This window comes from Rhizobium lentis (genome assembly GCF_014200175.1).
Taxonomy (GTDB): domain Bacteria; phylum Pseudomonadota; class Alphaproteobacteria; order Rhizobiales; family Rhizobiaceae; genus Rhizobium; species Rhizobium mulingense.
This window is the reverse complement of the sequence record NZ_JACHBD010000009.1, coordinates 203,934-230,316: the sequence shown is the minus strand read 5'-3', so window position 1 is coordinate 230,316 and position 26,383 is coordinate 203,934. Positions and strand designations below refer to the sequence as shown.

The 26,383-nt window shown below is 61.6% G+C and carries 24 protein-coding genes; 12 read left to right on the top strand and 12 right to left on the bottom strand.

Features of this window, described 5'->3' with window-relative positions:
- Positions 1-57: 57 nt before the first annotated feature.
- From GGI60_RS21540 to GGI60_RS21525, 4 genes are read left to right on the top strand one after another with little or no spacing between them, the layout of a single operon-like run.
- Entirely contained in the window at positions 58-1,509 is a 1,452-nt protein-coding gene (locus tag GGI60_RS21540) for a sugar ABC transporter ATP-binding protein (protein WP_183918353.1), read from the top strand.
- Positions 1,506-2,453, top strand: a complete 948-nt coding sequence (locus GGI60_RS21535) for an ABC transporter permease (RefSeq protein ID WP_183918355.1) — start codon at positions 1,506-1,508, stop codon at positions 2,451-2,453. The genes GGI60_RS21540 and GGI60_RS21535 overlap by 4 nt, the downstream gene beginning before the upstream one ends.
- Positions 2,450-3,400, top strand: coding sequence for an ABC transporter permease (locus GGI60_RS21530; protein WP_064686536.1), 951 nt, complete (start codon positions 2,450-2,452; stop codon positions 3,398-3,400). Before GGI60_RS21535 ends, GGI60_RS21530 begins: the two co-directional genes overlap by 4 nt.
- 14 nt (positions 3,401-3,414) lie before the next feature.
- Complete coding sequence (locus GGI60_RS21525; protein WP_183918357.1) at positions 3,415-4,329, top strand: SMP-30/gluconolactonase/LRE family protein; 915 nt, start codon at positions 3,415-3,417, stop codon at positions 4,327-4,329.
- Between the two features lie 140 nt (positions 4,330-4,469).
- Here the strand turns inward: GGI60_RS21525 and GGI60_RS21520 are convergent, their stop codons facing one another.
- From GGI60_RS21520 to GGI60_RS21495, 6 genes are all read right to left on the bottom strand, one after another.
- A complete protein-coding gene (locus tag GGI60_RS21520; RefSeq protein ID WP_183918359.1) occupies positions 4,470-5,399 on the bottom strand; it encodes a ribokinase in 930 nt (309 codons plus the stop codon).
- Positions 5,396-5,857 carry an RbsD/FucU family protein gene (locus tag GGI60_RS21515; RefSeq protein WP_183918361.1) on the bottom strand — a complete coding sequence of 154 codons (462 nt, stop codon included), beginning with the start codon at positions 5,855-5,857 and terminating at the stop codon, positions 5,396-5,398. Before GGI60_RS21515 ends, GGI60_RS21520 begins: the two co-directional genes overlap by 4 nt.
- Positions 5,858-5,900: 43 nt before the next feature.
- Complete coding sequence (locus tag GGI60_RS21510; RefSeq protein ID WP_183918363.1) at positions 5,901-6,929, bottom strand: LacI family DNA-binding transcriptional regulator; 1,029 nt, start codon at positions 6,927-6,929, stop codon at positions 5,901-5,903.
- Between the two features lie 16 nt (positions 6,930-6,945).
- Positions 6,946-7,857 (bottom strand): carbohydrate ABC transporter permease, encoded by a 912-nt coding sequence (locus tag GGI60_RS21505; RefSeq protein ID WP_183918365.1) that lies wholly within the window; start codon positions 7,855-7,857, stop codon positions 6,946-6,948.
- The gene (locus GGI60_RS21500) at positions 7,857-8,975 is read right to left on the bottom strand and encodes a carbohydrate ABC transporter permease (protein WP_183918367.1); all 1,119 of its coding nucleotides are present in this window, start codon (positions 8,973-8,975) and stop codon (positions 7,857-7,859) included. The genes GGI60_RS21505 and GGI60_RS21500 overlap by 1 nt, the downstream gene beginning before the upstream one ends.
- A gap of 72 nt (positions 8,976-9,047) precedes the next feature.
- Positions 9,048-10,688 carry an extracellular solute-binding protein gene (locus GGI60_RS21495; protein ID WP_183918369.1) on the bottom strand — a complete coding sequence of 547 codons (1,641 nt, stop codon included), beginning with the start codon at positions 10,686-10,688 and terminating at the stop codon, positions 9,048-9,050.
- A gap of 332 nt (positions 10,689-11,020) precedes the next feature.
- Here GGI60_RS21495 and GGI60_RS21490 point away from each other — a divergent pair, with 332 nt between their 5' ends.
- Together GGI60_RS21490 and GGI60_RS21485 are read left to right on the top strand one after the other, a co-directional pair.
- The gene (locus tag GGI60_RS21490; protein WP_183918371.1) at positions 11,021-12,088 is read left to right on the top strand and encodes an ABC transporter ATP-binding protein; all 1,068 of its coding nucleotides are present in this window, start codon (positions 11,021-11,023) and stop codon (positions 12,086-12,088) included.
- A gap of 226 nt (positions 12,089-12,314) precedes the next feature.
- On the top strand, positions 12,315-12,767 hold the full coding sequence (locus GGI60_RS21485; RefSeq protein ID WP_246720448.1) for a hypothetical protein: 453 nt from the start codon (positions 12,315-12,317) through the stop codon (positions 12,765-12,767).
- Positions 12,768-13,038: 271 nt separating this feature from the next.
- Here GGI60_RS21485 and GGI60_RS21480 read toward each other — a convergent pair whose 3' ends face one another.
- The 3 genes from GGI60_RS21480 to GGI60_RS21470 all read right to left on the bottom strand — a co-directional run bounded on the left by GGI60_RS21480 (position 13,039) and on the right by GGI60_RS21470 (position 16,407).
- Positions 13,039-13,275, bottom strand: a complete 237-nt coding sequence (locus GGI60_RS21480) for a hypothetical protein (RefSeq protein WP_183918373.1) — start codon at positions 13,273-13,275, stop codon at positions 13,039-13,041.
- Positions 13,276-13,310: 35 nt separating this feature from the next.
- Positions 13,311-13,895 carry a cysteine hydrolase family protein gene (locus tag GGI60_RS21475; RefSeq protein WP_183918375.1) on the bottom strand — a complete coding sequence of 195 codons (585 nt, stop codon included), beginning with the start codon at positions 13,893-13,895 and terminating at the stop codon, positions 13,311-13,313.
- Positions 13,896-14,034: 139 nt separating this feature from the next.
- Positions 14,035-16,407 (bottom strand): bifunctional diguanylate cyclase/phosphodiesterase, encoded by a 2,373-nt coding sequence (locus GGI60_RS21470; protein WP_183918377.1) that lies wholly within the window; start codon positions 16,405-16,407, stop codon positions 14,035-14,037.
- Between the two features lie 124 nt (positions 16,408-16,531).
- On the opposite strand from GGI60_RS21470, the gene GGI60_RS21465 reads away from it, so the two are divergent.
- Entirely contained in the window at positions 16,532-17,335 is an 804-nt protein-coding gene (locus GGI60_RS21465; RefSeq protein WP_183918560.1) for a transporter substrate-binding domain-containing protein, read from the top strand.
- A gap of 110 nt (positions 17,336-17,445) precedes the next feature.
- On the opposite strand, the gene fdhA is transcribed toward GGI60_RS21465, so the two are convergent.
- Positions 17,446-18,636, bottom strand: coding sequence for a formaldehyde dehydrogenase, glutathione-independent (fdhA, locus tag GGI60_RS21460; RefSeq protein ID WP_004674667.1), 1,191 nt, complete (start codon positions 18,634-18,636; stop codon positions 17,446-17,448).
- 614 nt (positions 18,637-19,250) lie between these two features.
- Here fdhA and GGI60_RS21455 point away from each other — a divergent pair.
- Positions 19,251-19,685 (top strand): hypothetical protein, encoded by a 435-nt coding sequence (locus GGI60_RS21455; RefSeq protein ID WP_183918379.1) that lies wholly within the window; start codon positions 19,251-19,253, stop codon positions 19,683-19,685.
- Positions 19,686-19,850: 165 nt separating this feature from the next.
- Here GGI60_RS21455 and GGI60_RS21450 read toward each other — a convergent pair whose 3' ends face one another.
- A complete protein-coding gene (locus GGI60_RS21450; protein WP_183918381.1) occupies positions 19,851-20,756 on the bottom strand; it encodes a DMT family transporter in 906 nt (301 codons plus the stop codon).
- A gap of 111 nt (positions 20,757-20,867) precedes the next feature.
- Between GGI60_RS21450 and GGI60_RS21445 the strand changes: the two genes are divergently transcribed.
- Entirely contained in the window at positions 20,868-21,740 is an 873-nt protein-coding gene (locus GGI60_RS21445) for a LysR substrate-binding domain-containing protein (RefSeq protein ID WP_183918383.1), read from the top strand.
- On the opposite strand, the gene GGI60_RS21440 is transcribed toward GGI60_RS21445, so the two are convergent.
- The gene (locus GGI60_RS21440; protein ID WP_183918385.1) at positions 21,718-22,707 is read right to left on the bottom strand and encodes a GlxA family transcriptional regulator; all 990 of its coding nucleotides are present in this window, start codon (positions 22,705-22,707) and stop codon (positions 21,718-21,720) included. The two genes, GGI60_RS21445 and GGI60_RS21440, sit on opposite strands and share 23 nt — an antisense overlap.
- A 104-nt stretch (positions 22,708-22,811) precedes the next feature.
- Here GGI60_RS21440 and GGI60_RS21435 point away from each other — a divergent pair, with 104 nt between their 5' ends.
- The 3 genes from GGI60_RS21435 to GGI60_RS21425 are packed head-to-tail and all read left to right on the top strand — an operon-like array spanning position 22,812 to position 26,382.
- Complete coding sequence (locus GGI60_RS21435; protein WP_183918387.1) at positions 22,812-23,714, top strand: 3-keto-5-aminohexanoate cleavage protein; 903 nt, start codon at positions 22,812-22,814, stop codon at positions 23,712-23,714.
- A gap of 7 nt (positions 23,715-23,721) precedes the next feature.
- Positions 23,722-25,212 (top strand): carnitine 3-dehydrogenase, encoded by a 1,491-nt coding sequence (locus tag GGI60_RS21430; protein ID WP_183918389.1) that lies wholly within the window; start codon positions 23,722-23,724, stop codon positions 25,210-25,212.
- A gap of 9 nt (positions 25,213-25,221) precedes the next feature.
- Positions 25,222-26,382: an acyl-CoA dehydrogenase family protein gene (locus GGI60_RS21425; protein ID WP_183918391.1), complete on the top strand. Its 1,161-nt coding sequence runs from the start codon at positions 25,222-25,224 to the stop codon at positions 26,380-26,382.
- The last annotated feature ends 1 nt before the right edge of the window (position 26,383 follow it).

Genomic DNA, 26,383 nt, shown 5'->3' with positions numbered 1-26,383 from the left:
GCCGCGCGGTCGCAAATGGCTGCGCGGCACTCCTTGGATCAGGTGTGGCGGGCAAGCATGGATGACGTTTTGAAGGCGGTGATCGCCGTCGATGGCGCCAAGGTGAGCTTCGGCGCGGTCAGGGCGCTAGACGGCGTCACGCTCCGCGTTATGCCGGGCGAATGCGTCGGGCTCGTCGGACACAACGGCGCCGGCAAATCGACGATCGTCAGCGTCATCAATGGCGGGCTGACGCCGCATGAGGGAAGCGTGGCAAGCGATGGCGAGCGCCTGGAGCGTTACGGCATCAACGCCGCGCGCGCTCGCGGCGTGCGCTGCGTATTCCAGGAACTGTCCCTCTGTCCCAACCTCTCGATCGCGGAAAATACGCGCATCATGCACCGCCATCTCGGCGGTTTCGGCTGGCGCAGGCGGGCAGCAAGGATCATCGAGAAAAGCCTCGACGCCGTCTTTCCCGGCCACGGCATCGACAGCGGCCGCGCCGTCGGCGACCTTTCGATCGCCGAACGGCAGATGGTCGAGATATCAATGGCCTTTTCCGATGCCGGTATTGCGCCGCGGCTGGTGATCCTCGACGAACCGACCTCGTCGCTCGACGCAAGCCTAGCCCGCCAGATGCTGGATCATGTCCGCCGCTTCGTCGCCGCCGGCGGCTCCGTCATCTTCATCTCGCATATTCTGCACGAGATCCTCGAAACCGCCGACCGCATCATTGTCATGAAGGACGGCCGCGTCGTTGCCGAACGTTCGGCGCGCGAATTTGACCATCATGGCCTTGTGGAGGCCATGGGCACCGTTGCGAGGGAAGACACCGGTGATCGCCCGGCGCGCGTACAGTCCGACGCTCCTCTCATTCTGTCGCATCAGACGGCGGGCCGGCCTTTCGCAGCCCGCAAGGGCGAAATCATCGGACTGGCGGGGCTGGCCGGCCACGGGCAGACCGAACTTCTCCTCGCCTTGCATGCCGCCCAGGCCGGCAACTGGCTGCCCGAACGCGATTCACTCGTCACCTTCGTCGCCGGCGACCGCCGACTCAACGGCATTTTCGAACTGTGGAGCATCGTGCGCAATTTTTCGATCGCCTCGCTCGGCGATCTGTCCCGACGGGGGGTCATCCTCGCGGACGCAGAGCAGACGAAGGGCGCCGACTGGAAGCGCCGGATCGAAATCCGCACACCCGACATGGCGAACCCTATCCTGTCGCTTTCCGGCGGCAACCAGCAGAAGGTGCTGTTTGCGCGCGCGCTTTCGACACGTGCGCCGGTCGTCCTGATGGATGACCCTATGCGCGGCGTCGACGTCGGAACCAAGCAGGAAGTCTATGCTATCATCCGCGAGGAAGCATCGCGCGGGCGCACTTTCATCTGGTATTCGACCGAGATTGACGAGGTCCGCCTTTGCGACCGCGTCTACGTCTTCCGCGAAGGCCGCATTACCGCGGAACTCGCCGGCGATACCGTCAGCGAGAAGAACATCATTGCGGCCTCCTTCGAAGGGGTCGCCGCATGACGTTCCGGCTCTCCTCGGACGCGATGCGTCTTGCCATTCCCGCCCTGTCGCTGACCCTGCTGCTCGCTTCCGTCTTCTGGCTGCAGCCGCGCGCCATGAGCTATGTCGGGCTCAACCTGCTGTTCAATCTGGCTGTGCCGATCGCGCTTGCAACGATCGCCCAGATGCTTGTCATGGCCGTCAACGATCTCGATTTGTCGATGGGTACCTTTGTCAGCTTCGTCGCCTGTGTCAGCGCCACTTTTCTGCGCGATACCCCTGTCATCGGAATCCTGATCCTCGCCGGCGCGATTGCGGCCTATGCGGCGCTCGGCGTCGTCATCCATCTGCGCAATCTGCCATCCATCGTCGTGACACTCGGTATGAGCTTCGTCTGGGGTGGCCTTGCCGTAATGCTGCTGCCGGCGCCGGGCGGTCAGGCGCCGGACTGGGTCCGCTGGATGATGACCGTCAAGCCGCCGCTGGCGCCGATGGCGATCGTTGCGAGCATCGTCATTGCCGCCGTCGCCCACGTTCTCGTCACGCGCTCCTCGCTCGGTGTGCTGATCCGCGGCATCGGCGGCAACCAGCGCTCGGTCGAACGCGCGGGCTGGTCGATTGTCGCAGCCCGCGCCGCAGCCTACGGGCTCGCCGGAGTCTTCGCCGTGCTTGCTGGTATCGCCCTCGTCGGTCTCACAACCTCTGCCGACGCCAACATCGCGCTGCGCTACACGCTTCTGTCGATCGCCGGCGTCATCCTCGGCGGCGGCGAGTTCATCGGCGGCCGCGTCTCTCCGATCGGCGCCGTCATCGGCGCCCTGACACTGACGCTGGCCGGCTCTTTCCTGTCCTTCCTGCGTATCTCGCCCGACTGGCAGATCGGCGCTCAAGGCGCGATCCTGATCATCGTGCTGGCGCTACGCCTGATGCTGAACCGCCTGGAGAAGCGGGAGAAACGCCGATGACGTCTCGCCTCAACCTTATCGGCAAACCCTGGATCTGGTCATGGCTGGCCGCCTTCGTCGTCTGGTTCCTGACGATCATGGTCACCTTCGGCGCAAGCACGCTCGGCCTGTCGCAGGCCGCCCTCACCTTCGCCGCCTTTTCGGTCATCGTCGGCATCGGCCAGATGTTCGTCATCACGCTCGGCCCAGGCAATATCGATCTCTCGGTTCCCGCCACCATGACGCTTGCTGGTACCGTGGCGCTGAAACTGATGAATGTCGAAAACGGAATGATCCTGCCGGGGCTGCTCATTGCCATCGTCATCGGCCTTGCCGTTGGCATCGGCAACTATGTGCTCATCAAGGCGCTGAGAATTCCGCCGATCATCGCCACGCTGTCGATGAGCTTCATCGTGCAGTCCGCGGCGATCTGGACGAACCGCGGACTGCGCATCAAACCCCCGAGCTTGCTTGCGGAATTCACCACCTCGAACACACTCGGCATCCCGAACGTGGCGATTGTCGCTCTGCTCATCTCGCTGATCGCCTGGTTCCTGCTTGAGAAGACGATCTACGGTCGCTGGATCTCGGCAATCGGCCAGAGCATGCCGGCTGCGCGGATGGCGGGCATTCCGGTCGACGGCACGCGCTTCGTCACCTACCTGTTCTGCGCCGTGCTCGCTTCCGTCGCGGGCTACCTGCTCGCCTGCTTCTCCGGCGGCGCGGCGCTCAACATGGGCTCGGAATATCTGCTGACCTCGATTGCCGTCGTCGTGATCGGCGGCACGGCGGTCGCCGGCGGCGATTCAAACGTACCGGGCATCTGGGGCGCATCGCTCTTCATGTTCCTTGTTGTTTCCATGCTCAACACCTACGGGCTCGGCGCAGGCATCCGCCTCATCATGACCGGCCTAATCATCATCAGCGTCATCATGCTTGCCGGCGGCCGCCGGGCCGGCATGCGATAAACGGGAAGACCGCCATGGCCGAGACCAGCATCTACGAAATCCACGACCCGCGCTTCCGGCAGCTGATCGTGACGAGCGCCGGCCTCGAGGAACTTTATTCCGGCTGCCGCTGGGCGGAGGGTCCCGTTTGGTTCAACGATGCCAACCAGCTTCTATGGAGCGACATTCCCAACCAGCGCATGCTGCGATGGACGCCTGAAGGCGGCGTCTCCGTCTTCCGGCAACCCTCCAACTTCACCAACGGCCACACGCGCGACCGGCAGGGGCGGTTGATCTCCTGCGAACATGGCGGGCGCCGGGTTACGCGCACCGAGATTGACGGCTCGATCACCGTGCTTGCCGACCGTTTCGAGGGTGCGCCGCTCAATTCACCGAACGATGTCGTGGTGAAGTCGGACGGCACGATCTGGTTCACCGACCCGACCTACGGCATCATGTCGAATTATGAAGGCTATCAGGCCGAACCAGAGCAGGCGACCCGCGACGTTTATCGGCTCGATCCGGCAACCGGCGAACTTTCTGCCCTCGTTAAGGATTTCACTCAGCCAAATGGCCTCGCCTTCTCGCCCGACGAAAAGATCCTCTACGTCGCGGACTCGGCAGCCAGCCACGATGATAGCCTGCCGCGCCACATCCGCGCCTTCGACGTGGTGGACGGCAGCAGGCTGGCGAACAGCCGCGTCTTTTGCCACATCGACAACGGCATTCCTGATGGCATCCGAACCGACGTGAATGGGAATCTCTGGTCCAGTGCCGGTGATGGCGTCCATTGCTTCGATCCGACGGGGAAGCTGATCGGCAAGATCCGCGTGCCACAGACGGTCGCGAACCTCACCTTCGGGGGACCCAGACGCAACCGGCTGTTCATTGCCGCCACACGTTCCATCTATTCGGTATATGTCACCGCGACCGGCGCCCAGACGCCGTGAGCGTCCAACTTCAAGCGGTGTTTTGCGGCGGCATCGGCATTCTCGTATCGTCTCGATCAAGGTCCGGGTGGTCTCAATTAACCCTGAGACGACCAGGAGAGGGGCAAATCATTTTCGCCGGCACCGGCCTGCGCTCGGAATCATGCGGACCGCAGCAGGGCGTCGATCTCGGAGCGTGACGGCATTGCGGGTGCCGTGCCGGGCCGTGTGACCGCGATTGCCGCGGTCGCGCAGCCGAAACGGACGGCTTCGACCGGCGCTTGTCCTTCGGAAATTGCCGTCGCGAAGCCGCCAAGAAAAGCGTCCCCCGCCCCAGTCGTGTCAACGACATTGGCTGCCTGAAGTGCGGGGACGAATTCGCTCTGCCCGGCGGTGTAGTAGTAGGCCCCACGTGCGCCGAGGGTGATGATCGCTGCTCGTGCGCCTCGATCAACCAATGTGCTAGCCGCTGCACGTGCCTGCGCGTCGGTTTCGATCGAGTGGCCTACCAGTTCGGCTGCTTCAACTTCGTTGGGGACGATGAAGTCACACAAGCCGTAAATGCTGTCGGGTATCATCCGTGCGGGCGCCGGGTTGAAGATGGTCGTGGCCCCTGCCCTTTTCGCCATCGACAGTCCGTGCATGGCCGCCTCGAGCGGTTGTTCGAGCTGGGTCATGAAGATGGCCGCGCTTTCGATCTCGGCCCGGTTCGCATCGACATCCTCGATGCCGATGAGGCCAGCGGCGCCCGGTGCGACGATGATGGCATTGTCGCCGCTCACCTCGTCGACGAAGATGAAGGCGGCGCCACTCGAGACACCTTCCATCCTCATTACATTGGCTTTGACGCCCGCCTTGGCATAGGCGGCAAGGGCCATGTCGCCGAAGGGGTCGTTGCCGACCCGTGAAATGAAGGTCACCTTGCCGCCGGCCTTTGCCGCGGCAATTGCCTGGTTGGAGCCCTTGCCTCCCGGCCCGAGCGTGAAACCGGAGCCCATCAGCGTCTCGGCAATGTGGGGCAGGCGCTTTGCCTTATAGGCGGTGTCGGCGGCAAAAATGCCCAGAATGACGATTCCGCTCTTCTCGCTCATCTGAGAGCCTCCTCCGCCGGAATGACGCCCTTGGTCAGAAGGAAACATCCATAGAAGCGCAGTTCCCCCGTTGCGATCACGCAATAGGCCTTTTTGGCGATGTCGTAGAAGGCCATGCGTTCGACAGGATACATCGGCGATGGCTTGCCCTCGGCGCGATCGACGATCGTCTGGACCTCCTGCTGAATCGGCGGAATTTCATCGGGCTTGCCGATCACTTCCATGCGGCCCACCGACGGCTGGATCGGTGTGTCCAGCGGCAAGACTGAAAGTATCGCGTCGATCGCCTGCGGCGCGGGAATGTTTTCCATGGTCAGCAATTTACCCAGACGCGTCTGGCGGGCTATCGAATCCGATGGAAAATTCATGTCGGAGATGACGAGATAATCACCATGTCCCATGTTGCAAAGTGCTTGAAGAATGTCGCCGTTGAGTTCGGCCCTGATTCCCTTGAGCATTGATCTCCCATCCTTTTTTTGTGGCCGGAACACCGGCCGTGCTTCAATTTGTATGCCCGGTGATGTCCGCCTTGAAGTGCGGACATGGGCCGCTCGAGCCGCGCACGATCAGCGATCCGTCGACCATTTCGTCTGCCGTGCCTGGCGGCTCCTCAAGGAGAAGGCTGACCGCTCGGCGCGCCAGCATATCGGCGGGCTGACGTATGGTCGTCAGCCGCGGCACCACGAGATTGGCAAGTGAAATGTCATCGAAACCCGTGACCGAAAGTTTCCGCGGCACGTCTATCTTGAGGTCGCGGGCAGCGCGTAATGCACCAATGGCCTGCTGGTCGCTGGCGGCGGCGATTGCCGTCGGCCGGCCCTGCGGCGGGCGGGAAAGAAGCTCGCGGGCAATCCGTTCGCCGGACTCGTAGTCGAACCTGCCGTAGACGATTTCCAGGTCAACCGGCTCGCCGCTCTTGCCGAACCCGTTCAGGCGGCCGACGAAGGCTTCCTTGCGCATTCGCCCTGCTTCGGTATCGGTCGGCCCGGCAATATAGGCAATGCGACGGTGACCGAGGCCATAGAGATGATCGGCAATCAATGTGGCCGCTTGCGCATGATTGGTCGATACCAGGGGGAAGGTGCCGAAGCGCCGGTCCAGTGATATGACCGGGACCGAAGCCGGCAGATCCAGGCCCGAACCGTCGCTCGACGCCACGACGATGATGCCGCGCACCGATCGGTCGAGAAAGGCCGAAACGTGGCTCTGCTCCGCCTCGCTGTCATTATGCGAACTTGCCAGCATCAGGCTGTGCCCGCATTCGAGCGCCGCACGTTCGATGCTCGCCGCGAGTTGGGCAAAAAAGGGATTGGTGATGTCGGGAACGACGAGGCCGATGACGTCGGTTCTGCTGGTGCGCAGGGCCCTTGCGGTCACGTTCGGCCGGTAACCAAGGGCCGAAATGGCTTCATTGACCTTTTCGCGCAGCACGGGTTTGACCGCGGCTTCGCCCGACAAGACGCGCGAAACGGTGCCCACGGATACGCCGGCATATTCGGCAACATCCTTGACTGTCGGCATCTTCGCCATTTCCAACATCCCGCAGCTATTTTACGGCGCCCGCGGTCATCCCGGCGATGATATGCTTTTCCAGCACGACGCCGACGATGACCAGCGGCAGGATGCCGGCGGTGGAAAGCGCAGCCATCGACCACCAGTTGATGCCCTGGCTGCCGGTCTGGCTGGCGATCATCACCGGCAGCGTATTGGTATTGGTGGAGGTCAGCAGCGCGGCGAAGAAATATTCGTTCCAGCATAGGATTAGCGCCAGCAGGAAGGCGGCCACCATGCCCGGCAGAACGAGCGGCACGACGATGCGGGCGAACGCGCCCCAGATCGACAGACCATCGACCAGGGCTGCCTCCTCGAGCTCCACCGGTATCGTGGCGAACTGGTCGCGCATGATCCAGACGACGATCGGCAGGACCATCAGCGTATAGACGGCGATCATGCCGGCATAGGTGTCGAGCAGCGCCAGCTCCTTGTAGAGAACCAGGAACGGCAGGGCGAGGACGACCGGCGGCATGATGAGCTGCGACAGGAAGAAAAAGGAAATGTCGGAATTGCGCATATGGCCGAACTTGTAGGAGAAGCGGCTGAGGCCGTACGCCGCGAGCGATCCGAGCACGACCGCAAGAGCGGATGCCGTGACCGAAATGATGACGCTGTTCCAGAGCCGGCGCATGAACTCGTCGCGCACAGTCGATATCTCGAGAATCCTATCGGGAGAGAGCCCGAGCGAGCGCCAACCAAGCCAGCTGGGCGCAAAGTTGAACCAGGGAATCAGATTACCGCGCATGACATCTGCGGCCGTCTTGAAGGAGGTCGAAACCGTCCAGAACAGCGGGAAAATGCAGACCCACGCCCAGATGACGAGCAGACCGTAGACGGACAAACGCATCGCCCACCAGCGAATGCGCTGGCTACGCCCGTATTTTTCGAAATCGATGCGAACCATCAGAGCCTTCCTGTCATCCGCTTCACGATACGGTCGGAGATCTTCATCAGGCCCGTCATGCCGGCGACGATGATCACCAGATAGACGAGCGCGAGCAGCGTCCCGTATCCCACATTCGAACGGTCCCGGTATTCGCGATAGATGAAACTGGTGACGGAATCGGTCGCGCCGCCCGGACCTCCCGATGTCACCGTGATGATGATGTCGGCGAGCTTGAGCTTGAAGATGATGCGGATCATCACCGCCGTAACCGACACCGGCAGCATCAGCGGGAAAATGACCTGCCAGAAGCGCTGCCACTTGGTGGCGCCATCGACTTCGGCCGCCTCCAGCACCTCGCGTGATAAGGCCTGCAATCCGGCGAGCAGCATGATCATCATGAAGGGAATGAAGGTCCAGGCATCCATGATCATGATCGAAAGCCGCGCCGTCAGCGGATCACCGAAGAAGGAGGGATTTTCCCAGCCGAGCCAGCGGGCCAGGCGCGCGATCGGACCGAAACGTGTCTCCAGCATCGATTTGCCGACCATCCAGCTCACCGCGACCGGCGACAGCATCAAGGGCACGAGGAAGGTGACCCGCCAGAACTTTCGCGCAATGATTTCCTGGTTGAGAAGCAGCGCCAGGCCGAAGGCGATCGCATATTCGACCGTGATCGCCAGGCAATAAAGAATCATGTTGAGGAGGGCGTTGGCATAGAACGGATCGGCAATCATGCGCCGCACATTGTCGAGCCCGTTGAAGCGCCGCCCGGCGGAAGAGGCGAGGTTCCAATCGGAGAAGCCGATCCAGAGGGCAAAGAGCAGCGGGAAGACCACCATCGACACGACGAAAAGCGCGGCCGGCAGCACAAAAAGCGCCTTCTTGCCGGCCTCGCCGTAAATGACGACGCGGGTGACGCAAAGAACGGCGGCCCAGAGAAAATAGGCGTAAAGAACCGGTCGCCAGTTCGCAAAACCCCATTCGGTCCAACCCAGCTCATGGGCACCCTGCAATACGAAGGATGCTAGGAACCATATGGCGCTCAGCCACAGAGCCGTGCGGCCCCAGAAGCGGCGGCTCGCTGAAATGGAGCCGGCTTCGACCGTGTGCAGCAGGTCGCCTTCGACTGTCGACATGATATTCCTCGCCCGGACAAAATGGGCGCTGGCGAAATCGCTCCCGACCCGCCAGCGCGTTTGGTCAAAAGATCAGAGCCCGAGGCTCGCCCGATAGAGTTTCAGCTGGCTATCACGGCCGATCTGGTCGGTGATCTTTTCCCAGGCGGCCGCAATCGCATCCGCCGTTTCCTGGGCCGACTTATATTGTCCGGCAAAGCCTTTCGCCAATTCGTCTTCGGCGACGGAGTAATATTGGAAGATACCGGGGATGCGCGGTTCGATCGCTGCGTTCGGGTGGTTATAGCTGTCGGCGTTCGAACCCAGATAGTCCTCGATATACGTCCGATCGTAACCTGCCTTTTCCCATTCGTCGTAGTTGAAGTTGGACTGACGATAGGGCTGGAAGCCGGAGGGATATGCCGACGTCCAAAGCGACAGATCCTTGCCGCCGAGATGGGCGGCGGCAGACCAGGCCGCCTTGCGCTTCTTCTCGTCGCTGGAGACCTGCTTGGTGACATAGATGCCCCAGCCGAGGTAGGCCATGTTGGGTGCTTCGTTATACTTTTCTTCCCATTGCCCGGTCTTGCGGTTGTAGACCCGGTTGGAGCCACGGTTGATGCCGAAGCCGACGACATCTCCGACCACCGAGGTGTCCGAGGTGCGCGCTTGGGAACCGACGTCGCCCCACCACATCAGCATTGCACCCGTGCCTGCCAGGAATTGCGAGAAGGCGGTGGTGTTGGGATCCGCATTGATCTGATCGGCCGGATAGGCCTTGGCGGCGATCAGATCCAGGACGTCCTGGATAGCCTGGACCCATGCAGGGTTATTGACCAGCGGCTTCATGCTTTCCGGATCGAACAGCCAGGCTGGGTCGCCAGGATATTTCGCATAAGCCGTCGCGCGGTTCTCGATGAAATAGAAACCGAAACCACCCCAGCCCTTCAGCGGGTCGAGATAGCCGTAGGCCGGCTGGCCTGTGAGCGGATCGGTCTTGCCGATCAGCGCCTTGGACGCTGCGTTGACGTCCTGCCAGGTTTTCGGCGGCTCGGCCATGCCGCTGATCGAGCCTTCGCCGAAATAGTCCTTGCGATAGGCGAAGGTGTGGCAGTCGCCGTCGATCGTCACGCGATAGGTCTTGCCACCCCAAGTGCCGACCGGGGGCTTCAGGTAACTCACCAGATCGTCGGATTCGATCTGCTTTGCAGCCCAATCGGGCATCTCGTCCAGAAGCCCGCGCCCGGCGGTGTCGCCTTCGAAAGGTGCGCCCATTTCCAGGATATCGAAATCAACAGTGCCGGTGGCAATCGCTTGCTGAAGGCGGGCGTTGTAGTCGGCCTGGGCGAGGTCGATCCAGTTGATCTTGGCGCCGGTATAAGCTTCCCAAGGCTTCAGGAAGCCGCGGAACAGGAAGTTGTGGAGGTTCTGGTTGTTGAGCCCCATAAAGGTCAGCTCGACACCGGCGAATTCGCCCTGCTTGACGTTGGCCTTGGTTGGGCCGAGGCAGAGTTCGCCGACCTTCTGCCAGTCCGCATCCGTCGGCGAGCCCTTGCCGACCCCCGGTATCTGCAGGATCTGGGCGCGCAGATCATCGGCAGCGAACGCCATGCCCGGAATTCCGCCGACCGCGCCGGACAGGCCGAGCAGTGCTGCTGCACTCGCCGTTCCGCGCAAAACGTCGCGGCGGCTTGCCTGACGGCGCATCAGTGCATCGTATATTTCGACTTTCATGTCTTCCTCCTCCACGCTTCGTTGGGCTGCCGCCAGCCGGTCTTGCCGAACTGGTTCCGGTCCGATTTTTGGGACTGGTCTCGTGCAGAACTATCTGGTAAACAAGAAAATGAAACGTTTCATAATTCTTGCTTGAAACCGCTCCTCTCGGTCTCACCATCGAGCATTAGACGGCAAGCGGCAAAAGTCAATAAGAAATGAAACGTTTCACGGAGGAGGTCTCACGGTCTCTCGGGCAACGATTGCCTCGAGCCCAATGCCGTGGATATTGTCAAGCGACGCATATCCCTTGGGACCACCCCTGGGGTGGCCGGAAAGCGATTGGGAGGCATATGGCTGAGGTCAATATTTCGGAGGCGCGCAAGGCCTATGGCGCCTTAAATATCCTGCACGGCGTCGATATCGAAATTCGCGACGGTGAGTTTGTGGTGCTGGTCGGCCCGTCCGGCTGCGGCAAGTCGACCTTGCTGCGCATGGTCGCCGGGCTCGAAAGCATCACCGGCGGCACCATCTCGATCGGCGGAAAGGTCGTCAACAATCTGCCGCCGAAGGACCGCGACATCGCGATGGTCTTCCAGAGCTACGCGCTTTATCCGCACAAGACGGTTGCCGAAAACATGGTCTTTGCGCTGCGCCTGCAGAAGCAGCCGGCCGATGTCATCAAGCAACGGCTGCAGGCGGCGGCCGAAACCCTCGACCTCGTGCCCTATCTTGACCGCTATCCGCGCCAGCTTTCCGGCGGCCAGCGGCAGCGCGTTGCGATGGGACGCGCCATCGTCAGGTCGCCGCAGGTCTTTCTGTTCGACGAGCCGCTGTCGAACCTCGATGCCAAGCTGCGCGTGCAGATGCGTAAGGAGATCAAGGAGCTCCACCAACGGCTGAAAACCACGACGATCTATGTCACCCATGACCAGGTCGAAGCGATGACCATGGCCGACAAGATCGTGGTCATGCAGGGCGGCAAGATCGAGCAGACCGGAACACCCCTGGAACTCTACGATCGTCCGCGCAATACGTTCGTGGCGACCTTCATCGGCTCGCCGTCGATGAATCTGCTGAAAGGCCGCTACAAGGCCGAAGGTGCGGTGTTCGTCACCGGGACCGGCGACGAGATTTCGCTCGGTTTCACGCCGGAGGCATCCGATGGACAGGCCGTGCTGCTCGGCGTGCGGCCCGAACATCTATCCCTTAGCCCGGGCGGCCTGGAAACGACCGTCAACGTCACCGAACCCACCGGCCATGAGACGATGGTCTTCCTGCGCTACGGCTCCGGCGAACTTGTCGCGGTGCTGTCCGAACGTCACGATTTCGAGCCCGGACAGGTCGTGACGATAGCCGCCCGGCCGGGCAAGCTTCATCTGTTTGATGCGGAATCCGGCAAGACGCTGCGGCGGGATTGAATTTTTGGCGTCCTGCCGGTCTGAAGGCCTGGCGATAAAATAGCACATGGCCTCCGCGGTCTCGAAAATGCCATCCGGGAGGCGGCAGTTCCGAAGCCGTTTCGTGAACATCGCACCCGAAGCCTCAATGCGACAGCAGGACAGGCAGCAATCGCGATGATCCGGCTTCGATGAATGTCGATGCGTCCTAGAGCTCTTCCCGGTTCGTGGGCCGAACAGCCGAGGCTTGCTTGACCTTCGTCAAAGCGAGACCGACTTACACCTTGCAAGCTGCTCTTCACACAAGAGTGGCCGCGGACTTGCGATATGGAATTTCAGCGAGCGGAGGTCTATCATCGGTTTGGAGGCAAAGATGCTTTCGACAGAGCGAGATTTAAAGCGGGGCGGTGAGCGTTTTCCCATTCCTTCGCAAGGCGAAGTCGAAGGCAGGCTTTTGATGTTCGAAGTGGTTGCCGTCACCTGCCTGCAGGAGCTTCTCGCAAAAACGGATTCGCATCTCGTTTTCAGGCTTCGCCGAAAGCTCATTCGAAATCTGAAGGAGAAGTGCGCGCCGTTGAAGCTATGTGCAGACGACGAAAAGGCCGCAAAGGAGTTCGCCCTCCAGCTGTTCAGCGCCGCTATGGAGGAGGCCGAAGCCGAGGTGCGAACCGGTAGTCAATATCCGCAGAAGAACCGCTAGAAGCAACTGGCCCATCTCATCCTGCCCTACGATCAAGAGCGCCGCCTGTGGGTGGATTCCAGGAAGGATGGATTGAAATAGGCGGTTATCACGACATATCGAACGGAAGGCTCCTCGGAGGCCAGAGGACTGGCGGTTGCGGGATCCGCGCGTGATGACATCAATCATGATCTTCTTGCGAAAACAGTTCTTGCGAAGATCGCGGGAAGCTTGACCTATGTGGCTGGGCTGGGCGCCACACGCTCGCCGGCGTTGCCCGCTTGTTGGTGACCTAAACCCTTGTCGGCGCCCGACGGGCGCCGTGCTTATGGTGGTACGAGCTCCCATCCGTCAGACGGGTGACGGCAAATCGCGGCTGCGCGCCCTCGTCATGCGACAACGTCGGCTGCATGAATTCCGATACCCCATCGCATGCGACGTCGCCGCGATCGTATTTCGCGCAGGCAGTTCGGCTGAACAGGCCGATATTGTCTTGAAGCCAGCTTTCGTCGCGACGACGCATATCCATTAAATTCGCCAAGGGCTTCTGCTCGAAAGAGCTTCTCAGCCGAGGCCGCTCAAGAACTCTTGCGTCTCCATGAGTTCCAGCTGGACGGAAAATCGATCGTGCAGCAGTTCCAGCGACGCGTCATAAGTGTCGTCGGCGCTGCTGCAGACGGCGTCCTTCAGCACGATGACGCGATAGGCAAGATCGATGGCGCCAAGCGTCGTGGCGAGCACGCAGACATCCGTTTCCCCGCCGGTGATCACAAGGGTGTCGACCGCCTCCGACTGAAGAATCGCATGGAGGCGGCCGTCGATCCAGGGCGAATAGGTGCGTTTGTCGAAGTATCGCGCCGGCGGAACGAGCGAGGGCAGCGAGGAAGCCAGATCGATGAGCTCGGGCGGGAGGTGCTCGCCCGTCATCATCCACCATTTCTGGTAATAGTCGCGCCATTTTCCCGGCATCGCATCCGGATGCTGGGGAGGCACGAATCGGGTAAAAATCGTCCGGGACGGATGCCGGCCGGCTAGCTCCTCGATCTGTGGAGAGATCCGAACCATCCAGGGCACGTGCCATGGGGTGTCTTCGGCAAACATGCGCTGCATGTCGACGCAAAGGTGCCGCCATTCGCCGATCCCGCCCATCAGATCCTCCTTTCATCTTCGGGCGTCAACCGCTGCCCGGAACGAAAGTTCCCGAGTGGTGGAAGATCAAAGGCTCTCAAGCATGTCGTGCAAAACGGGGCAGCGGTTTTGCGTAAGAAGGATCTGAGACGCGCTTTAGTTAGGCAATGGCTCCCGAAGTGATCGTCCGTGAGCCGGCGCCGCTGTCCGATTTGGCGAAGCCGTCGAGTTCGCGGAGAGGAACCGGTTTGGAGAAGAAATAGCCTTGGAGATCGGTGCAGCCGAGTGCGGTCAGAAAGTCGCGTTGATATTCGGTTTCAACCCCTTCTGCCGTCGTAGAGATGCCGAGATTGCGGCTGAGGGTGACGATCGCGCCGATGATGGCCGCGCCGTTGGCTTTCGCGCCGAGCTGCGAGACGAAGGAACGATCGATCTTGATGCGATCGATGTCGAAACGCACCAGATGGCTGAGACATGAGAAGCCGGTCCCGAAATCATCGAGGGAAATTTGAATGCCCCGGCTGCGAAGTGATTTCAGTACCGTATAGACATCCGAATTATCCTCGATGAGCGAGGACTCGGTGAGCTCGAGCTCGAGGCGGGATGCTGGCAGGCCGGTCTCTTCGAGCACGGCGAAGACTTCCTCGGCGAAATTTGGTCTTCTCAGCTGGGCCGGCGACACGTTGACCGCCACGAAGATGTCTTCAGGCCATGTGCAGGCGGCCCTGCAGGATTCGCGCAAGACCCAGAACCCGAGGGCGTCGATGAGGCCGCCCTCTTCGGCTGCGGGGATGAAGCTCGCAGGGGTCAGCAGTCCGCGCTGACTGTGACGCCAGCGCACGAGAGCCTCCGCGCCGGAAGCCGAATATCCGCCCTCGGCGCGATGCACCGTCTGGTAATAGACCTCAAGCGATCCGAAATCCGGCTTGCTGCCGTCCGGGCCGGGTTGGGGATTGCCAGCGGAGGGGGCCGTGCCTTTGGCCAGAACTTCGCGCAATTCGTTCTTGAGAATGTCGCGCGCATTTCTGCCGCCGTCCATGGACGGGGAATAGACGCGCCACTGGCCTCTCCCACCCATCTTTGCCTCGTAAAGTGCGACGTCGGCATACCGCATGACGTCATCGGCATTTCGCCCGGCATCCGGCACGATGGTGACACCGATTGAGCCGCCGACGCGGGCGACCGCTTCGCCCCTCAAAAGAGGGAAGGGCCTGCCAAGTTCGGCAACGATCGCGTCGCATATGGACAGCAGGATTTGATCGTCATCCTTGATGTCCCGCAGAAGCAGGGCAAATTCGTCGCCTCCGAGCCGGGCGAGCGTATCATCAGGACGAAGGACCGAACGGATCCGCTCGGCGGCCATCCTGATGAGTTCATCACCGGCGGCATGGCCGAACGTGTCGTTCACCGCTTTGAAGCGGTCGAGGTCGAGAAGTGCTACGGCCGAGCGCTCGGTCGAATGCCGCATATGGGTCAGGCACTCCTCGAACCGTATGGCGAACAGGGCGCGGTTGGGAAGATCGGTCAGCACGTCATGTAAGGCAAGCTGCCTTGCATGCAGCTCGCTTCTCTTCAATTCGCCGAGACTGCTCCGCAGCCGCACAAGCAGCACCGAGAACAGCACGGCGATCACCAGGGCGGCAATCGAAAGCGCCGGCATCAATCGGCCGATCACCCGCGAACCTGGAAGATCGGGTCGCCATACGATGAAGCCGATCGGTTCACCATTTGCCGTCGCGTCGATTTGGAACGCGACCTCATTTTCGTCGGCATCGGCCGTGCGGGCAAAGCGCGCGCCGTTGAGGCCCTGCTGCCGGCTCAACTCGTCGAGGGCCGCGCCATCGAGAAACCGTACGACGATCAGGAATTGCCGCTTCGGCTGCGGCTGTCCATCGGGAGCTTCGTTGATGGCGACGATGCCGACGATCGTCGGCCGGCCTTCCAACCGCATCAGATTGGCCAGCGCATGGTTGGGGCGAACCGCGCTCGCCCGACGGCTTTCCAGCGAGGATGGCATTCGGTCGCTAAAAGTCGGACTGTGGCGTGCCGTAAGACGGCTATCCCTGAGGAGCGGCAAAAACAGAGGCTTCATCCAGCGATAGCGTTTTTCCGTTGCCGCGTCGGTCAGCATGCTCAGCTGAGCCTTCTCGTCGACGACAAAAGCCTGATCATATCCGAAGGCGGACATTGCGGTTTCGCTGATTGCGCTGCCGGCCGCCCCGGTCAGAACCGCATCGAGGCCGGAGGAAACACCTGCCGAACGGGACGCGGGATAAACGCGGGCGAGATAGCCGTTGCCGAACTGACCGATGACATGGGCGACCTGATCGACCTGTTCGCGCAGGCGCGCATTCACCAGCTGACGCTGGCGATCAAGGGCCGCAGCGTCGCTTTCGGCTCCAGCCCAGAGCGCCGATAGCACGACGAGTCCAATCGCTCCGAGCCCGCTGATGGCGATCAGAAAGAGAATTCTTCCCGAGGCGATCCAGGATTTCTGAAACGTGTTGGAGCTGGATGGAACGACGATGTGCAAGCCTGGACCCCTGAACCCCTCGATACGGGCGCATTCGTCAACGCTAACAAATAAGCGTTCACGTAGAATTAAAGGCTGCGGCGCACTATGGGGCGAGATCGATCACGCCCAGGGGGTTCCGGCGATGTTGCTGATATCCATTCAGACTTTATTGCGCGGCGCGCTGATGGTAGGCGGGGTGAGTGTCGTTTTGGCGTTTTCGCCGCTGCCGGTGGCCGCGCAAGAGCGAATGCCGATGAGAATTGCCGTCGAAGGTGCGTTTCCGCCCTTCAACTATCTCGATGCGAATAACAAACTTCAGGGTTTCGACATCGACATTGCCAATGCCCTCTGCGAGACCGGCAAGTTCGAATGCCAATTCATCATCGAGAAGTGGGACGACATGATCCCCGATCTCATTGCCGAAAAATACGACGCGATCATTTCATCCATGTCGATGAGCCTGGAGCGGCGCCAGAAGGTCGCTTTTACCGAGAAATACTACAACAGCCCATCAGTGTTCATTGCGCGGAAGGATTCGCCGATCACTGACGTCAGTCCCGCCGCCCTCAATGGCAAAAAACTCGGGGTGACCTCGTCAACGGCGCAGGAATCTTATGCCAACCATTTCTATCCCGACATGAAAAAGACGGTATTCCGGTCGTCGCCGGAATTGTACAAAGGCCTGTCGGATGGGCGCGTCGACATTATCCTGGAGGATAAGCTCGCCATTTACGACTGGATCGCCAATACGAAGGCGGGAACCTGCTGCGCGTTCAAAGGGCCGGATCTGGTCGACGTTACTTTTTTTGGCGAAGGTGCCGGGATTGCGGTGCGTCTGGACGACAAGGAGCGCCTTGCACGCCTGAACGAGGCGTTGAAGACGATTAAGGAAGACGGGACTTATGACATGATCAATGCCAAGTATTTCCCGTTCAGCATCCAGTAGCCGGCAACAGGATTTTCGTGTGACTGCTGCGAGATGGCCGGTTCGTCCGGCCATCTCCGTTTTGAGTAAAACCGCGCTGCGGCACACTCTTGCACGATAAGCTTTTCTCGTCAGGCGGCTTTCGCGACCTCTCCATGCGGGTCGAGAACAAATTTTGTCGCCGCGCCGTGGTCGAAGCTCTCATATCCCTGGACGGCTTCGTCGAGCGGGATGACCTTGGCGTTGACGATGTCGGCAATCGGCAAGCGGTCATGGAGGATCGCCTGCATGAGCTGGCGATTATATTTGAGCACCGGCGTCTGGCCGGTGTGGAAGGATTGCGCCTTGGCCCAGCCGAGGCCGAAGCGAAGCGAGAGATTACCGTGTTTGGCGGCGTTGTCGACGGCGCCCGGATCCTCGGTGACGTAGAGGCCGGGAATGCCGATCGAGCCTGCGGCGCGGGTGATTTCCATCATCTGGTTGAGTACGATCGCCGGCTGTTCGCCGCCCGAATGGCCGCGCGCCTCGAAGCCGACGGCGTCAATGGCGCTGTCCACCTCGTTGCTGCCGACGACCTCAGCGATCATGTCGCCGAGACGATCGCTCTTGGAGAGGTCGATCGGTTCGAAACCGACCTTGGCCGCATGCGCCAGGCGGTCCTTGTTGAAATCACCGATCATGACGACGGCGGCGCCGAGGATACGAGCCGAAGCCGCAGCCGCAAGACCGACGGGGCCGGCGCCGGCGATGTAGACGGTCGAGCCGACGCCGACGCCGGCGCGCACTGCGCCATGAAAGCCGGTCGGCAGAATATCGGAGAGCATGGTGAGATCGCGGATCTTCGCCATTGCCTTGTCGCGATCCGGGATTTTCAGCAGGTTGAAATCGGCATAGGGGATCGTGACATAGCGTGCCTGGCCGCCGATCCAGCCGCCCATGTCGACATAGCCGTAAGCACCACCGGCGCGGGCCGGGTTTACGGTCAGGCAGACGCCGGTGTCCTGGGATTTGCAGCAGCGGCAACGGCCGCAAGCGACATTGAAGGGTACCGAGACGATATCGCCGATGTCGAGCATCTCGACATCGATCCCTTTCTCGATGATCTCGCCGGTGATTTCGTGACCGAGGACCAAACCCGGCATCGCCGTCGTGCGGCCGCGGACCATGTGCTGGTCGGAGCCGCAGATGTTGGTCGAGATCACTTTCAGAATGACGCCGTGTTCGATGCGGCGGCCGTCGGGCGCTTCCAGCTTCGGGTCGTCGATGTCGCGAACTTCGACCTTGCCCGGCCTCAGATAGACGACGCCTCTATTCTTGCTCATGGATTCCTCCCATTTGTTGAGTGCCTCGATCTGCAGCCGATGCAGCCGATGGCAATGCCTTCCTCCGGCCTGCCTCCTCTGCAGTCCGGTATTTACACGCCGCATCGGGCGATGTTCGAATTTCGCAGATAGGCGGGGACAGACTGGATTGAGGAGAGAGTGAATACGATAGGGCTGGCCTGTCGTGCCGCTCTCGTCATCGCCCGCCGCAATCCGTAGATCTGCTGCGAAAAGAGCTCATTTAGGGCTACAGAACCTCCTTTCGATCCATCTGGATATCTTTCCGGATAACTGTCCGGTCGTTCCCGAGGATTTCAGTCCTTTACCACCGTGGCGGCGCGCCGGCGGCTGCCTGCCATACTTCATGTCGCTCGCTTGCGCGGCAGCGCCGTGAACGTGACAAGAAAAACATGCCTGACGAAAAACAGAGCCCGAAAAAACGACACGGGTGCCCCTCAAGACGACAATCGGCAAAGTCATCATCTCTTCCGGCAATCAGATCTGTTCGGCCAGCGGCAGACGCCGTTTCCAATCGTGATTGGACATCGGCTGCGTCCTGAGCCACGCTGTTTTTGGGAGCGGACCGTCTATTTTTCCGAGGATAGGAGGCCGGAATGGAACAGTATGCACTGGAGCAGCTGAAAACAGTTGCGAAGATCAGCACGAGCATAAAGCCCCTTGAACTGACACGGCGCGAACGCATTGAACGCTGGGCCGAATGTCTCGAACGCAGCCCCAGACCGTTTTTGAAGACGCTTCACGAGACCGAGTATCAGCCGATCGCAGATCGGCTTGCCCTGCGGGGTGACGACACCCCGATCTCCGTTGCGTTCGCTGATGCCATTCTGCGGGCGGCCGGAATGGAAAATGACAGCTATGGAGAAGCCAAACGGTTCTTCGAACTCAGCGACGAACAGTTGCACGAGCTTGTCTGCTTCTGTCATTTTGGTGAAAGCGTCAGCGCCTCAGCAGTCGCTCGCCGCGTGCGAAGGATCGCAGATCCCAGACCAAGCGGGTTTTTCGCTCAGCTTCGTGCGTTCTTTCGCTAGAAAGGCCATGACGCTGTAAGACTGGGGTTCGCGGCCTGTCACTGCAGCCGGCAGGTCACGCGCCTCGGCAAGCGCGAACAGGACCCGCGAAAACGGTTGCCCGGTGGGCCGGAGGATTGGCTTCGCGCTTTTCCCGGCAAACCGCTACGCGCTTTGCTGGTTGCCCTAGCCCGCGTAAGACCGCCGGCCTCGGTTGAAGTCGATCGCGGTATGCCAGAACACGGCGCCAAGGATGATCGCGCCGCCGAAATAAGTGGCGACGGGCGGCTGTTCTGAAAACAGCAGCCAGACCCAGAAGGGCGTCAGCACGATTTCCATAGTGCCGATCAGTGCCGCCTCGGCCGGCGGCATCCGCTTTGCCCCGGCGAGGAAGAGCACCAGGGCGAGGGAAAAATTGGTGGCGCCGAAGGCGGCAAGGACGATCCAGTTGTGCAGGTCGAGCGAGCCGACCGAGCCGAAAGGCGCGAAGATGACGAGGGTCAGGAAGGCGCTGACGACGGTCGGCGGCAGGCTCGGCACGCCGGGATCGATGCGCGGAATGATGATAACGAGCGCGAAGGACGCGGTCATGCCGAGCGCCAGCAGATCGCCCCAGCCGGTGCCGCCGCCGATAGACGAGGCGACGATGACGCCGACGCCGAAGAGGGACACGGCGCCGGCGATCAGCGTCCGCCTGGCAACTCTCTCTCCGAGGATAAGCCAGCCGAACAGAGCCGCAATGAAGGGCGTGGTCGCATAGATCATCGTCACATTGGCGACGGTGGTCATGTAGAGCGCCCCGATGAAGCATCCCTGACTGAACGTCTGGCATGCGATCATCGCAAGACCGGACGGATGGAAGACGGAACGCCATTGCCGCCGCGAGATGCCCCCTTCGAGGAAAAGGCAGGGGATCAGCAGGAACAGGCCTCCGAACAGCGACCGCCAGGCGATCGCCGTCCATACGTCGGTCGTGAGGAGCCGCGAGTAAACGCCGCTCGCACTCCAGGCGAGCGTCGCGGCAACGATGAGAAGCACACCCTTCTCGTGCTCGCTGCCTGCGAGGTGTCTAGCCGAATTTTCAATGGTCACGCAGAGATTCTCAAAGAAGGAAGTCGAACGCCGCTCATTTCTGCGCCACGAATTGACATTAGACAAACGAATAGTAGTGATAGCTGTCATCGATCTTTTCTATGGCTGCCAATGCAAGAGCCGATTGAAAGTGACCTTCTCAGAACCTTCCTTGTTGTCGTCGAGACGTCGAACTTTTCGGCGGCCGCCCAGCGCATCGGGCGGACGCAATCTGCGGTCAGCACCCAGATCAAGAGGCTCGAAGCCGCGATCGGCGAAAACCTCTTTGAGCGCGGCGCCCGCGGCGTGCTGCTGACGCGCCAGGGCATCCAGCTCGTGCCCTATGCCCGCAGGGTCATCGATCTCCTGAACGAGGCAGCCGCGACGATCCGCAGCAAGCCGCTCGACGGGCCGGTGCGCATCGGTATTCCCGAGGAATACAGCCAGACGGTGCTGCCGGCAGCGCTTGCGGCTTTCGCGGTTCGCCATCCGGCAGTCGAAGTTACCGTCTCCTGCGATTATACGGTCCGCAACCTCGCCGCCCTGGAACGGGACGAACTCGATCTTGCCGTCGTCTTTGACTGGAGCGACCAGAACAAGGGCGAGGTTCTTTGCGTCGATCCGACCGTCTGGGTCACGTCGATGGTACATCGGCTGCACGACATCGATCCCCTGCCGGTTGCGACCTACCGCAACTCGACCTGGTCACGCGATTTTGCGCTGCGCTCGCTGGAGCAGATCGGCCGCAGCTACCGGATCGCCTTCATCGCCGATACCGGTTCGGGGCTGAAGAATGCCGTGATCGCCGGCCTCGCCGTCACGACGCTTTCCCGCAGCAGCATTCCGCCCAGCTGCCGCGAACTGACCGCCGATGATGGCTTTCCGCCGGTCGATTCCTCGAAGGTCGTACTGCGCCGCAATAGTTTTCGCTCCAGTGAGGCGGTGCGGGAACTGGCCGACATGCTGCGCGACGCATTCCAGCCTATGACGGTGCCGATGGTATGATGCGGCGGCGCAGGCGGCGCCGCGTCTCCGACGGGCTTTCTGAAAAACTCGCCCGGTAGCTTCTCGCAAAGGCCGAGGCCGAATTGAAGCCGGTCGCGGCCGCGATGTCGGCGAAGGAGGCCGTCGTCTCGATCACCTTGCGGCGCGCTGTGTTCAGGCGCAGCGCGAGATAATGTACATGCGGCGGCGCGCCGATGCTCTGCTGGAAGAGATCCTGCAGATGCCGGGCGCTGACCCCGACCCTGCGGGCAAGCCGCGCAAGAATCAGGGGCTGCTCGATATGCTCCTCCATCAGATGCACCGCCTGCGTCACGCGCGAATCGTGCGCGCGCAGCCCCGCCGAAGCGGCGGAAAGCATTTCGTCGGCGTGGAAGGAAGGCTGCTCGTAACGGAACAGCCGGCTGACTTCGAGCGCCAGCGAATAACCCTGCCGCCGCCGGATCACCTCCAGCATTAGGTCCACGGTCGGCAGCGAACCTGATGTCGTCAGCCGCTTGCCGTCGATGACGAAACGATCCTTGACGGCCCTGACCTCGGGATAGGCAAGGGCGAAATCCTCGTAGTCTTCCCAGTGGACGGTCGCCGGCAGTCCGTCGAGCAGGCTTGCTTCGGCGAGCAGCCATGTGCCGGACTCAATGCCAGCGATGTTGGTGCGGTAGCGGGCTGCCCGTGAGAGCTGCATCTTCAGCGCCGGTGTGGCGCTGCGTCGCCAGTTGTAACTGGCCAGCACGAACAGCGGCATCTCCTCTGTCGTCGCCCGGAAAGTGCCCTCAGCCGGGATGGCGATATGGCTGGTGGTCGGGACCGGCGTTCCGTCCGGCGTCAAGAGCCGCCAGCGATAGAGTTCGCTGCCAGCGATGCGGTTGGCGCCGCGCAGCGGCTCGATGACCGACGCGATCAGGATCAGGTTCGTCTCCGGAAGGACGAGTAGATCGATATCGAGCCGTTCCGTCGATCGCTGCAGCAAGGTCGCCTCCCATTGTTCCGATACTGTATCAGTGGCTTCCGAGAATGCAAAGCATCTCCGGCCATCGTGTCGCGTAATGTTTGACAAGACGGGAGAACAAAATCATGCCTCTAGCGATGAACCGCGATGTCTTCATCACCTGCGCCGTCACGGGCGCCGGCGATACGGTTTCCAAATCCAGCCATGTTCCCATCACTCCCAAGCAGATCGCGGATTCCGCGATCGACGCCGCCAAGGCTGGGGCGGCCGTTGTTCACTGCCATGTCCGCGATCCGGAAACGGGGGCCGCCAGCCGCCGCAACGATCTCTACAGGGAAGTCACCGAGCGCATCCGCTCGGCCGATATCGACGTTGTCCTCAATCTCACGGCCGGCATGGGCGGGGACCTGATCTTCGGGGATGTCGAAAGCCCCCTACCCCTCAATCAGACAGGCACTGACATGGCGGGCGCCAGCGAGCGAGTCAGCCATGTCGCCGAATGCCTGCCGGAGATCTGCACGCTCGACTGCGGTACGATGAACTTCAACCTCGGCGACTATGTGATGACTAACACGCCGGCCATGCTGCGGGCGATGGCGAGGAAGATGACGGATCTCGGCGTGCGCCCGGAGATCGAAGCCTTCGACACCGGCCATCTCTGGTTCGCCAAGCAGCTTGCCGAGGAAGGCCTGATCGAAGACCCGGTGCTGATCCAGCTCTGCATGGGCATTCCATGGGGCGCGCCCGACGATCTCAACACCTTCATGGCGATGGTCAATAACGTGCCTCCGAGCTGGACCTTCTCGGCCTTTTCGATCGGCCGCAATGCCATGGCCTACCCGGCGGCAGCGGTTCTTGCCGGCGGCAACGTTCGCGTCGGCCTCGAAGACAATCTCTTCGTCGGCAAGGGCCAGCTCGCCACCAATGCGCAGCTCGTCGAAAAGGCGGTGCAGGTGATCGAAGGCATGGGCGCGCGGATCATCGGACCGGAAGATGTACGCAAGAAGTTGAAGCTGACGAAGCGCTGAGGATATCATGACCAAGATCAGCAAAGCGGCCTGTATCGGCGGCGGCGTTATCGGCGGCGGCTGGATCGCCCGCTTTCTGCTCGCCGGCATCGACGTCGACGTCTTCGACCCGCATCCGGAGGCGAGCCGTATCGTTGGCGAAGTGATCGCAAATGCCGAAAAAGCCTATGCCATGCTGACTGGTGCGCCACTGCCGCCGCGCGGCAGGCTCCGCTTCTGCCAGACGCTGGTGGAAGCCGTCACTGACGCCGACTGGATCCAGGAAAGCGTGCCCGAAAGGCTTGACCTCAAGCGTGGCGTGTTGACCGAGATCGATGCGGCTGCGCGCCCGGATGCCCTGATCGGTTCTTCCACTTCGGGCCTGCTGCCGACCGATCTGCAGCGCGATATGAGGCATCCCGAACGCCTCTTTGTCGCTCACCCCTATAATCCGGTCTATCTGCTGCCGCTCGTCGAAATCGTCGGCGGCGAGAAGACCTCGGCAGCGACCATCCGGGCGGCGATGGAAAGACTGCCGCCGATCGGCATGAAGGGCGTCCACATCGCCAAGGAGATCGAGGCCTTCGTCGGTGACCGGCTGCTCGAAGCGCTCTGGCGCGAGGCCCTCTGGCTTATCCACGACGATATCTGCACCGTCGAGACGCTCGACGACGTCATCCGCTATTCCTTCGGCCTGCGCTGGGCGCAGATGGGCCTGTTCCAGACCTACCGCATCGCCGGCGGCGAGGCCGGCATGCGTCACTTCCTCGCCCAGTTCGGCCCCTGCCTCGCCTGGCCCTGGACCAAGCTCACCGATGTCGTCGATCTCGACGAAGCGCTGATCGAAAAGATCGGCCGGCAATCCGACGAGCAGGCGGCGGGCCTTTCAATCCGCGAACTCGAACGCATCCGCGACGAAAATCTCGTCGGCATTCTGCAGGCGCTGAAGGGCGGCGATGGCGGCAAGGGCTGGGGCGCCGGCAAGCTGCTCAAGGACTTCGAGCGAACGCTCTGGGCAGAAGGCGGAGGCGAGGCCATGCCAGCCGATCCTTCGAGGTCGCTACGGCTTGTCGAAACCAAGGTGAGCCCCGCCTGGGTCGACTATAACGGCCATATGACCGAGCACCGCTATCTTCAGGTCTTCGGCGATACGTCCGATGCGCTGCTGCGTCTCGTTGGCGTCGACCTTGCCTATGTCGAGGCGGGGCACAGCTATTATACGGTGGAAAGCCACATCCGCCATCTCGGCGAGGCGAAGCTCGGGCAGGCGATCCATTCGGCCTGCCAGATCCTGAGCGCCGACGAGAAACGGCTGCATGTCTTCCACACCCTGCACGACACGGCGACGGGCGAGCTCATCGCAACTGCCGAGCAGATGCTGCTGCATGTCGACAGCAAGGCGGGCAAGGCGGTCGCGGCGCCGGCCGCGGTGCTCGACAGGGTGAAGGCGATTGCCGCGTCCCATGCGGAACTGGCGCTGCCCGAGGGCGCCGGCCGTCACGTCGGCCAGAGGCGGTAGGAGGACGATATGGATTTTGCTCTCAGCCAGGAACAGGAGATGATCGTCGAGACGGTCCGCGCCTTCGTCGAGACCGAAATCTATCCGCATGAGAACGAGATCGAGCGGACCGGGATGGTCCCGCCGGAGCTTGGCCGCGAGATCCAGCGCAAATGCATCGAGCTCGGCTTTTACGCCTGCAATTTTCCCGAGGAGGTCGGCGGTGCCGGCCTCGATCACGTCACCTTCACGCTGGTCGAGCGGGAGCTCGGGCGCGGCTCGCTGGGCCTGACGGTCTTCTTCGGCCGGCCTTCCGGCATCCTGATGGCCTGCGAGGGCGAGCAGCGCGAGCGCTATTTACTACCGGCGGTGCGCGGCGAGAAGATCGATGCGCTTGCCATTACCGAGCCGGATGCCGGTTCCGATATGCGCGGCATGAAGTGCACTGCTCGCCGCGACGGCGGTGATTTCGTGCTTAACGGCACGAAACATTTCATCTCGCATGCCGATGTCGCCGATTTCGTCATCGTCTTTGCCGCCACCGGCGAGGAGGAAACGCCGAAAGGCATCAAGAAGAAAATCACCGCCTTCCTCGTCGATCGTGGCACGCCAGGGTTCGAAATCCGCAAGGGCTACGATTCCGTTTCGCATCGCGGCTACCACAACTGCACGCTCAGCTTCGAAGATTGCCGCATACCTCAGGCTCAGGTGCTCGGCGAGGCTCACCGTGGCTTCGATATCGCCAATCAGTGGCTTTACGGCACGCGACTGACGGTTGCCGCCACCTGCGTCGGCCGAGCCCGGCGCGTCTTCGAGATGGCTCTGCCCTATGCCGCCGAACGTAAGCAGTTCGGCCGTCCGATCGGGGCTAATCAAGGGGTGTCGTTCAAGCTCGCCGACATGATCACCGAGATCGACGCGGCCGACTGGCTGACGCTTGCGGCCGCCTGGCGGCTCGACGCCGGTCTTGCCGCTGACCGCCAGATCGCTTCGGCCAAGCTCTACGGCTCCGAGATGCTCGGCCGCGTGACGGACGAGGCTATCCAGATCTTTGGCGGCATGGGCCTGATGGATGACCTGCCGCTTGCCCGCTTCTGGCGCGATGCCCGCGTCGAGCGCATCTGGGACGGCACCTCCGAGATCCAGCGGCATATCATCAGCCGCGACCTGCTTCGGCCCCTGGGAGCGTGAG

Excerpts from the sequence above, each read along its gene's own strand:
- GGI60_RS21490 (WP_183918371.1), top strand. The coding sequence starts at position 11,021 with ATGGCTGAGGTCAATATTTCGGAGGCGCGCAAGGCCTATGGCGCCTTA.
- GGI60_RS21515 (WP_183918361.1), bottom strand. The coding sequence starts at position 5,857 with ATGCTCAAGGGAATCAGGGCCGAACTCAACGGCGACATTCTTCAAGCA.
- GGI60_RS21475 (WP_183918375.1), bottom strand. The coding sequence starts at position 13,895 with ATGGGCGGGATCGGCGAATGGCGGCACCTTTGCGTCGACATGCAGCGC.
- GGI60_RS21435 (WP_183918387.1), top strand. The coding sequence starts at position 22,812 with ATGCCTCTAGCGATGAACCGCGATGTCTTCATCACCTGCGCCGTCACG.
- GGI60_RS21425 (WP_183918391.1), top strand. The coding sequence starts at position 25,222 with ATGGATTTTGCTCTCAGCCAGGAACAGGAGATGATCGTCGAGACGGTC.
- GGI60_RS21430 (WP_183918389.1), top strand. The coding sequence starts at position 23,722 with ATGACCAAGATCAGCAAAGCGGCCTGTATCGGCGGCGGCGTTATCGGC.
- GGI60_RS21495 (WP_183918369.1), bottom strand. The coding sequence starts at position 10,688 with ATGAAAGTCGAAATATACGATGCACTGATGCGCCGTCAGGCAAGCCGC.
- GGI60_RS21525 (WP_183918357.1), top strand. The coding sequence starts at position 3,415 with ATGGCCGAGACCAGCATCTACGAAATCCACGACCCGCGCTTCCGGCAG.
- GGI60_RS21445 (WP_183918383.1), top strand. The coding sequence starts at position 20,868 with ATGCAAGAGCCGATTGAAAGTGACCTTCTCAGAACCTTCCTTGTTGTC.
- fdhA (WP_004674667.1), bottom strand. The coding sequence starts at position 18,636 with ATGAGCAAGAATAGAGGCGTCGTCTATCTGAGGCCGGGCAAGGTCGAA.
- GGI60_RS21480 (WP_183918373.1), bottom strand. The coding sequence starts at position 13,275 with ATGGATATGCGTCGTCGCGACGAAAGCTGGCTTCAAGACAATATCGGC.
- GGI60_RS21535 (WP_183918355.1), top strand. The coding sequence starts at position 1,506 with ATGACGTTCCGGCTCTCCTCGGACGCGATGCGTCTTGCCATTCCCGCC.
- GGI60_RS21520 (WP_183918359.1), bottom strand. The coding sequence starts at position 5,399 with ATGAGCGAGAAGAGCGGAATCGTCATTCTGGGCATTTTTGCCGCCGAC.
- GGI60_RS21465 (WP_183918560.1), top strand. The coding sequence starts at position 16,532 with ATGTTGCTGATATCCATTCAGACTTTATTGCGCGGCGCGCTGATGGTA.
- GGI60_RS21505 (WP_183918365.1), bottom strand. The coding sequence starts at position 7,857 with ATGGTTCGCATCGATTTCGAAAAATACGGGCGTAGCCAGCGCATTCGC.
- GGI60_RS21530 (WP_064686536.1), top strand. The coding sequence starts at position 2,450 with ATGACGTCTCGCCTCAACCTTATCGGCAAACCCTGGATCTGGTCATGG.
- GGI60_RS21455 (WP_183918379.1), top strand. The coding sequence starts at position 19,251 with ATGGAACAGTATGCACTGGAGCAGCTGAAAACAGTTGCGAAGATCAGC.
- GGI60_RS21510 (WP_183918363.1), bottom strand. The coding sequence starts at position 6,929 with ATGGCGAAGATGCCGACAGTCAAGGATGTTGCCGAATATGCCGGCGTA.
- GGI60_RS21500 (WP_183918367.1), bottom strand. The coding sequence starts at position 8,975 with ATGTCGACAGTCGAAGGCGACCTGCTGCACACGGTCGAAGCCGGCTCC.
- GGI60_RS21540 (WP_183918353.1), top strand. The coding sequence starts at position 58 with ATGGATGACGTTTTGAAGGCGGTGATCGCCGTCGATGGCGCCAAGGTG.